Annotated in this window: 5 protein-coding genes; 1 reads left to right on the top strand and 4 read right to left on the bottom strand. The window is 73.6% G+C overall.

Translation table 11 applies throughout. The features are described from left to right. Nucleotides 1-106: 106 nt before the first annotated feature. Nucleotides 107-835: a hypothetical protein gene (locus NBZ85_RS24445; protein WP_261559385.1), complete on the bottom strand. Its 729-nt coding sequence runs from the start codon at nt 833-835 to the stop codon at nt 107-109. 273 nt (nt 836-1,108) lie between these two features. Here NBZ85_RS24445 and NBZ85_RS24440 point away from each other — a divergent pair, with 273 nt between their 5' ends. After that, the gene (locus NBZ85_RS24440) at nt 1,109-2,659 is read left to right on the top strand and encodes a WD40 repeat domain-containing protein (protein ID WP_261559384.1); all 1,551 of its coding nucleotides are present in this window, start codon (nt 1,109-1,111) and stop codon (nt 2,657-2,659) included. A 69-nt stretch (nt 2,660-2,728) separates the two neighbouring features. Here NBZ85_RS24440 and ppk2 read toward each other — a convergent pair whose 3' ends face one another. From ppk2 to lat, 3 genes are all read right to left on the bottom strand, one after another. Beyond that, on the bottom strand, nt 2,729-3,754 hold the full coding sequence (ppk2, locus tag NBZ85_RS24435) for a polyphosphate kinase 2 (protein ID WP_261559383.1): 1,026 nt from the start codon (nt 3,752-3,754) through the stop codon (nt 2,729-2,731). Between the two features lie 272 nt (nt 3,755-4,026). Further along, on the bottom strand, nt 4,027-5,739 hold the full coding sequence (locus NBZ85_RS24430) for an aldehyde dehydrogenase family protein (RefSeq protein ID WP_261562672.1): 1,713 nt from the start codon (nt 5,737-5,739) through the stop codon (nt 4,027-4,029). Continuing rightward, nucleotides 5,736-7,244 (bottom strand): L-lysine 6-transaminase, encoded by a 1,509-nt coding sequence (gene lat / locus NBZ85_RS24425; protein WP_261559381.1) that lies wholly within the window; start codon nt 7,242-7,244, stop codon nt 5,736-5,738. Before lat ends, NBZ85_RS24430 begins: the two co-directional genes overlap by 4 nt. Nucleotides 7,245-7,524 lie beyond the last annotated feature (280 nt).

Below are 7,524 nucleotides of genomic sequence, written 5' to 3'. Positions count from 1 at the left end.
GCCCCAGCCGGACTCGCAACCGCTGAAGGCAAGCCCCAGCGCCAGGACCGCGGCGAGGGCGACGACCAGCCGGCTCCAGCCACGAAGTGGCCGCATGCCGCGCGCCTCAGAGCTGCGCGGGGCAACGGACGGGGAGATAGACGGGCACTTGTCGTGTCGAGCCCACCCCCGGTTCGGTGACCACGAGCCAGGCGTTGGGCCGCTGCGCCGAGCTGCTCGGTCCGCACAGCCGCAGGCCCGTGTTGATGTACAGATAACCACCGGGGCGGTTGCGCACGACAGTGATCGGCACCGTCCGGTCGAACAGGGCCCGGCCGGCGCCGACCCGCTGGATGATCACACGCGCTCGGGCTCCGGTGTTGTGGTAGTAGCCCTGGACACTGAACGTGTACGACGGCCCCTCGCTGGTGGTGCAGCCGGGGCCGCAGCCCTCGGGCTCGACGGTGTGCACGGACGGTATCGCCCAGGCCAGCCGCCGAAGTTCCGCGGCGTTGTCAGCGACGACTCCGCTGCGGGTCGCAGGCGTCACGCAGGCGTGGTCGCCGGCATTGGCCCGCCGGCGGACGTAGCCGCTCGCGCATCCGCCGGGCGCGGCACGCAGCGCCTGCACGGACCAACGGTTGTCGGCGGCCGTCCAACTGCGGGTCACCGGCGTCACGCACACGTGGTCGGCCGGCGTGGCCTCCCGCCAGACGTATCCGGTCCGGCAGGTGTCCGGGGCGTACCCCGCGGCCAGTGCGGCGGGCGCCGGCAGGACGGCCGCCGCGACCAGCGCGGCCAGGCCCAGCACCCCCGAGACGACTCCCAGGCTCCACAGGAGCCTTCTTGTGATCATGGATTCCCCCTGGAACGAAGGCGTCAGAGCGACGCGCTGAATTCACTCTGGGGCCGCCGATCAGGCAGTTGACGATTCGTTACGAAACTTGACGCCGCCGCCTGTCCCGGACGTCGGGCGGGCGCCACGCCCCGCGGAGCGGCCCGATCCGTGCCCGACGCCGGCGCATGCAGGGACGGCCGCCGGAATACACAAGCGGCCGTTGGGCCCGACGGCCCTTCGCTATGATCCACACAGCTGAAGATCGTGATGCTGTGAGGCACGGGGGGTGCCGTGACATCATCGGCGAGCGGGCCGGAGTTCCACGACGAGGACGACGGGCTGGTCCGGCTGCGCACCCGGTTGCAGGAGCTGTATCGCCACAGCGGCCGGCCGAGCTACCGGAAGCTGGCCGAGCGGACCGGCGCGATGAGCCAGACCACCGCGCACTCGCTCATCCGCTGCGCGCGGCTGCCGCGGTGGGGCAACCTCGAACTCGTCGTGGAAGCGCTGGGCGGCGACGTCGAGGAGTTCCGGCGCCTGTGGATGGCTGCGGACGGCGGGCCCACAGCGGTCCCGTCATCGGTCATCGATGGGCCGCCGCCCGGCGTGGCCGAGCCGCCGGTCAGGGTCCCGGAGCCGGAGGCCGCACCGAGTCCGCCCGACCCGGCGGCGCAGCCCGTCCCGCCCGGTGCGGCCGGGCTCGACCGGCGCAGGCTGCTCGCGTCCCTGTCCGTCGGGCTGATCGCCGCGGGTGTCGGGATCGCCACGCCGGTGGTGCTGCGCGCCCGGACCTCCGCGGGTGGTGCCAGGGCCGGGGAGGCCGGCGGACGGCGCGCGGCCACGTCGGAACCTGCGGCGAACCGGGCCGGGTCGCTGTTCGGCGGCCCACTCACCGAGCGGCACGGCCCGGTATGGACGGTGGCGACCGGCATCGTGGCGGGCGCGGCGATCGCCGTCGCCGGGTTCCAGGACGGCACGCTGCAGGTCCGCGACCTCGACACCGGTGCACCGCGCGGGGCGGCGCTGACCGGGCACACCCGGCCCGTCTATGCCGTGGCCGTGAGCGCCCTGGCCGGGCGGACGGTCGCGGTGTCCGGCAGCGTCGACGGGACCATCCGGCTGTGGGATCTCGATGGAGCCGGCGCCGCCGGGCCGGTCGCGGGGCGAGTCCTCGGCGGCGCCGCGGGCAACGGCGCGATGACCAGCGTCGCGACCGGCACCGTCGCGGGCCGGCCTGTGGCGATCTCCGGCGGCGACGACGGGGCGGTGCGCCAGTGGGACCTGGCCGGCACGCCGCCCACCGGGCGCCCGCTCGGCGCCCGGCTCGACACCGCCGTCAAGACGGTCGCCGTCGGCGAGATGAACGGCCGGCCGGTCGCGCTCTCCGGCGGGGACGACCACCTGCTGCGGCTGTGGGACCTCGGCGCCGACGAACCCGCCGGCAGGCCGCTCGGCTCCCACGACGCGACGATCTGGGGGGTGGCGTTGGGCGTCGCGGCCGGCCGGACTGTCGCGCTGTCCGGCGGCGACGACGGCGTCGCCCGGATCTGGGACCTGAGCCTGCGTGATCCGATCGGGCGGGCGCTGGGTCCACCGCTGCCCTCGGCCGTCAAGGCGGTCGCGATCGGCAGCCTGCGCGGCCGGACCGTCGCGCTGTCCGGCGGCGACGACGGCGCCATCCGGTTGTGGGACCTCGTCACGGGCCGGCAGGACGGCGCCCCGCTGGCCGGCCCGACGTCCGCCGTGGAGACGCTGACGGTCCGCCGCCATGCCGGGCGGACCATCGTGCTCGCCGGCACCTGGGACGCCATGACCTGGCGATGGGATCTCGGCCCGGCCTGATCCCGCCCCGGACCGCTCACGACCCGCGGCCATCGGCGCCGGCGATCACTGCCGCGGAGGGGCCGGCGATCAGTGCAGCGAGGGGAAGGTGCGGTCGGCCTTCTCGCCGGTCTCCAGCAGGTTCACCGCGCGGCCGACGATCAGCGGATCCGGGGTGCCGACGACGTCGGAGTCCTTGCCGGTGTATGGCAGCTCGTGCAGGACGTGGCGCATGGTCTCCAGCCGGGCCCGCTTCTTGTCGTTGCTCTTCACCACCGTCCACGGCGCCTCGGCCGTGTCGGTGTAGAAGAACATCGCCTCCTTGGCGTCGGTGTAGTCGTCCCAACGGTCGAGGGCGGCGAGGTCGATCGGGCTGAGCTTCCACTGCCGGACCGGGTCGATCTGGCGGACGATGAACCGGGTCTGCTGCTCGCGCCGGGAGACCGAGAACCACAGCTTGATCACCCTGATCCCGCTGCGGGTCCACATCCGCTCCAGCTCGGGGGCCTGGCGGAGGAACTCGCGGTACTGGTCCGGGGAGCAGAAGCCCATGACCCGCTCGACGCCGGCCCGGTTGTACCAGGACCGGTCGAACATCACGATCTCCCCGGCGGCGGGCAGATGCGCGATGTAGCGCTGGAAGTACCAGGACTGCTGCTCGCGCGGCGACGGCTTCTCCAGGGCGACGACGCGGGCGCCGCGGGGGTTCAGGTGCTCGGTGAACCGCTTGATCGTCCCGCCTTTGCCGGCGGCGTCGCGGCCCTCGAAGACGAGCACGATGCGCTGGCCGGTCTCCTTGGCCCAGTACTGCATTTTCAGCAGCTCGATCTGCAGCAGCCGCTTGTCGCGCTCGTAGTCGGCGCGGGCCAGGCGGGTGTCGTACGGGTAGTTCTCCCGCCAGGTGTCGACGGGGGTGCCGTCGGGCCGCAGCAGCGTAGCCTCGTCGTCGTCCTCGTCGAGGACCCGCAGGCCGGCGAGGTTCTCCGCGTGGACCCCGACCCGCTCGGCGAGGCCGGCCGCGCCAAGCCACCCGCCGATACCGTCGGCGATGCCGCGCACCAGGGGCTCCGCCCGGCCGTCGGCACCCTTGGGGATCACCCGTTCGACATGGGTCACGCTGAATTCCCTCCCGCACGGACAACGAGGCTGCACCGGGCGGCTGTTCCCACCCGACGGCACCGTTCCCACCCGACGGCCACCGGCCACCGGGGCGGATCCGCAGGGCAGGGGCAACCGGCCCGGCCAACCGTACGGAAACCGGCCGGCCCGCAGTCGACGCGCGTTCGAACACCAGGTGACAGGACGGTCCACATCCGACACATCCGACACATCCGACGCCTCGGGCGCCTCGGACCCCCCGCCGAGCGCCCGAGGAAGCCCGCAACGGGTCAGCCGGGCAGGCGGAAGCTCAGGTCGGCGGCGGGCACCGCGGTGTCGAGCTGGGCGCGCTGCAGGCGGCCGGAGTAGTCCCAGCTCAGCGACTGCCAGCGGGTGACCTGGTCGAGCATCCAGATCCCGGACTGGCGGCTGCCGTTGCCGGAACGGCCGTTGCCGCCGAAGGGCAGGTGCGCCTCGGCGCCGGTCGTCGACCCGTTGACGCTGACCATCCCGGCGCGCACCCCGCGGCGGAACCGCAGCGCACTCGCCGCGTCCGCGGTGTAGATCGACGACGACAGGCCGTAGCCGGGCAGGTTCGCCAGCTCGATCGCCTCGTCGAGGTCGCGGTAGGTGGTGACGCCGACGATCGGACCGAACGTCTCCTCGCGGAACAGCTCGTCGTCGGGGCGGACCCCGTCGACGATCAGTGGATGGTAGTAGAGCCCGCGGTCCGGGTCGCCGACGAAGCCCCGCCGCGGGCCGTTGCGGGGCAGGCCGCCGAACCCGGCCGCACCCTCCGTCCCCGCGCCCTCCGTCCCCGCGGCACACGGTCCCGCGGCACCCGGTCCCGCGGCGCCGCCGGTTCCGGTGATGCGGCCGAGTGCGGTGGATCCGGACAGGCGGTGGTGGCCGCGCAGGAGGGTGAGGTGGCGTTCGAAGCCGGCGGCGAACCGGGCGTCGAGCAGTGGCCCGTAGAGTACGTCACCGGTGGGGTCGCCGATGACTGCGGCGGACACGGCGGCGTCGAAGCGGCGGACGAACGCGGCGTGCACCGACTCGTGCACGATCGCCGTGCCGAGCGAGGTGCAGCGCTGCCCGGCGGTGCCGAATCCGGCGAACACGGCGGCCTCGACGGCGGCGTCGAGGTCGGCGCCGGGCGTGACCACCATCGGGTTCTTGCCGCCGAGTTCCAGGCACGGCGTCTGCAGGTGCCGCCCGCACAGGGCGCCGATGGACCGGCCGACCTCGGTGGACCCGGTGAAGCCGACCTTGTCCACCGCCCCGGCGGCCAGCGCCCGTTCCAGGCCCGCCGCCGTCGCCCGGCCGTCGGCGGGGACGAGGTTCACCGCGCCCGCGGGCACCCCGGCGGCGGCGAGCAGCTCGACCATCGCCTGGGCACAGGCCGCGGCGTACTCGGCCGGCTTCCACACCACCGTGTTCCCTGCGAGCAGCGCCGGCACCAGGTACCAGGAGGGCACCGCCACCGGGAAGTTCCCGGCGGTGATCACCATCATCACCCCGAGGGGTTCACGGAAGGTGAACAGCTGGCGGTCCGGCATCTCCGACGGCACGGTCTGCCCGTAGAGCCGCCGGCCCTCCCCGCGGAAGAACTCGCAGGTGTCGATGATCTCCTGAACTTCGCCGCGGGCCTCGGCTACGGGCTTGCCGACCTCGCGGGTCACCAGCCGGGCGAGGGCGTCGGCGTTGTCGGTGACGAGCCGGCCGAAGCTGCCGATCACCGATCCGCGCACGGGGGCCGGCACCGCGGCCCACGACCGCGCGGCCGCCTGGGCGGCGACGGCGGCGGCGAGGATGGTCTCGGGGCCGACAAGCTCCACCTCGGCGACGACGTCGTCGAGGTGGGCCGGGTCGGTCGAGGGGACGACGCGGACCGGCGCCGGCTCGACCTCGGCGCCGCCGGCGGGATCCCCGACGGTCGCGCACAGGCCGTGCGTGCGTCCGTCGATACGGGCGCTGACGCGCCACGGCCGCACCAGCGTCATACCGGGTTCCCCTCTGCCAGGCCGGCGACGACCCGCGCGAGCGCGGTGACGCCGGTGCTGAGTTGATCGGCGCTGACCGTCAGCGCCGGGCGGAAACGCAGGGTGCAGACACCCGCGGGCAACGCGAGAACATGTTCGCGCACCCGCAGCCGGCGCAGCACCTCGTCGCGTGTGGCCCGGTCGGGCAGGTCGACCGCGCACAGCAGACCCCGCCCGCGCGGGTTGGCCAGCACCCCTGGATGGGCCGCGGCGAGCGCGGTCAGCTCGGTCAGCAGGCCGGCGCCGAGCTCACCGGCCCGTGCGATGAGCCCCCGCGCCTCGATGACCTCCAGGATCCGGGTCGCGCGGACCATGTCGACAAGGCCGCCGCCCCAGGTGGAGCTGATCCGGCCGGGGACGGCGAGGACGTTGGCGGCGACCTCGTCCACCCGCCGCCCGGCCATGATCCCGCCGAGCTGGACCTTCTTGCCGAACGCGACGATGTCGGGCCGCAGGCCGAGCTGCTGATAGGCCCAGGCCGACCCGGTCGCGCCGACCCCGGTCTGGACCTCGTCGAGAACGAACAGTGCGTCGTGGCGCAGGCACAGCGCGGCCATGGCGGCGAGGAACTCGGCGCGCAGGTGGTTGTCGCCGCCCTCGCCCTGGATCGGCTCGGCGAGGAAGCAGGCGATGTCGTGCGGGTGGGCGGCAAAGGCCGCCTCGGCCTGCGCCAGCGCGGCACGCTCCGCCGCGACGACGGCGTCGAGGGCGGCACCGGTGCAGGGGAAGGTCATCGCCGGGCAGTCGATGCGCGGCCAGTCGAACACGGGGAAGCGGTCGGTCTTGACCGGATCGGTGTTGGTGACCGACAGCGTGTAGCCGCTGCGCCCGTGGAAGGCGTGGCGCAGGTGCAGCACCCGCCGGCCGAGTCGGGCGGGCCGGCCGTGGGCGGCGTTGTGCCGGCTCTTCCAGTCGAACGCGCACTTGAGCGCGTTCTCCACGGCGAGCGCGCCGCCCTCGACGAAGAACAGGTGCGGGAGCTCGGGGTCACCGAGGACGCGGGCGAAGGTGCGCACGAACTCGGCGTAGGCGGCGGTGGCGATGTCCGGGTTCGCCGGCTTGTTGACCGCGACGCGGCCCAGCCGATCGACGAAGCGCGGGTCGCCGGCCAGCTCGGGCGGGTTCACCCCGAGCGGCGCCGACGCGAAGAAGCTGTAGAGGTCGAGGTAGCGCCGGCCGTCGCGGGCGTCGACCAGGACGCTGCCGGCGCTCTCGGCCAGATCACAGACCACGTCCAGACCGTCGACGAGCACGTGCCGGCGCAGGACGGCCAGCACGTCACCCGCCGCCACGGGCGGCCCGACCGGCACCGCCGCGCCCGGCCCTGTCGCCGACGACGCCGCGCCCGCCGCCGCGGGCTCGACGGGATGGACGCCGGATCCGGCCAGGGCGCCAGCTCCGGCGAGGGCGCCGGATCCGGGCAGGCGGGCCGGGCGCCCCGTGGTTCGTGGAACGCGGACAGCCATCCAGGCTCCCTCCGTTACCGATCGCGGCGAGCGACACCTGCCCGCGCGATCTCAACCCTGACGAATATCTTCCCTCGAAAGTCGGTTTGAATCTTCAATATTCTTGTATTGCCCTGGATTCAGATCTGATCATCCCGTCGATGACGGATTCCGCCGATGATTCGTCAGATCGATCACCATGGACATCATCGACACGGATAGTGGTGTTTACTGCACGGAGCGCGACGGGTCGGCGAGCAGGTGAGGATCACCACCGCGCCGGGAGACAATCGGTTCATTC

It is taken from the genome of Frankia tisae (assembly GCF_025403405.1).
Lineage (GTDB): Bacteria > Actinomycetota > Actinomycetes > Frankiales > Frankiaceae > Frankia > Frankia tisai.
This window is presented reverse-complemented; position numbering and strand designations above follow the sequence as displayed.